Origin of the sequence: Solibacillus isronensis (genome assembly GCF_023715405.1) — a bacterium.
Classification (GTDB): Bacteria; Bacillota; Bacilli; order Bacillales_A; family Planococcaceae; genus Solibacillus; species Solibacillus isronensis_B.
The window spans coordinates 1-453 of sequence record NZ_JAMBOC010000025.1 but is presented as its reverse complement, the minus strand read 5'-3'; the positions used below and the strand labels follow the sequence as shown (position 1 = coordinate 453).

The 453-nt window shown below is 47.7% G+C and carries 1 tRNA gene and 2 rRNA genes; all 3 read right to left on the bottom strand.

Annotation, left to right across the window (positions count from 1 at the left end):
* Positions 1-49 precede the first annotated feature (49 nt).
* A tRNA-Val gene (locus M3166_RS19010) sits at positions 50-125 on the bottom strand.
* A gap of 9 nt (positions 126-134) precedes the next feature.
* Positions 135-250, bottom strand: a 5S ribosomal RNA gene (gene rrf, locus M3166_RS19005).
* Positions 251-336: 86 nt separating this feature from the next.
* Positions 337-453 (bottom strand): 23S ribosomal RNA (locus M3166_RS19000); the annotation flags it as partial.

Here is a 453-nt window from a genome sequence, read left to right as displayed (position 1 = left end):
GATTACAAGTCAGTTGCTCTACCAACTGAGCTACACCGGCATTTAGAAATGGTGGAGGATGACGGGCTCGAACCGCCGACCCCCTGCTTGTAAGGCAGGTGCTCTCCCAGCTGAGCTAATCCTCCAATATTCTAGCGAAGCGACGTCCTACTCTCACAGGGGGAAGCCCCCAACTACCATCGGCGCTAAAGAGCTTAACTTCCGTGTTCGGTATGGGAACGGGTGTGACCTCTTTGCCATCATCACTTCACTATAGTGGGCTTTAAATAAGCCTATGTAAAAGAATTTCATTCTTTCAAAACTGGATAAACGTTTCATTGAATTGCGCAATAAAATGTGGTTAAGTCCTCGACCGATTAGTATTCGTCAGCTGCATGCGTCACCGCACTTCCACCTCGAACCTATCTACCTGATCGTCTTTCAGGGGTCTTACTTACTTGCGTAATGGGAAAT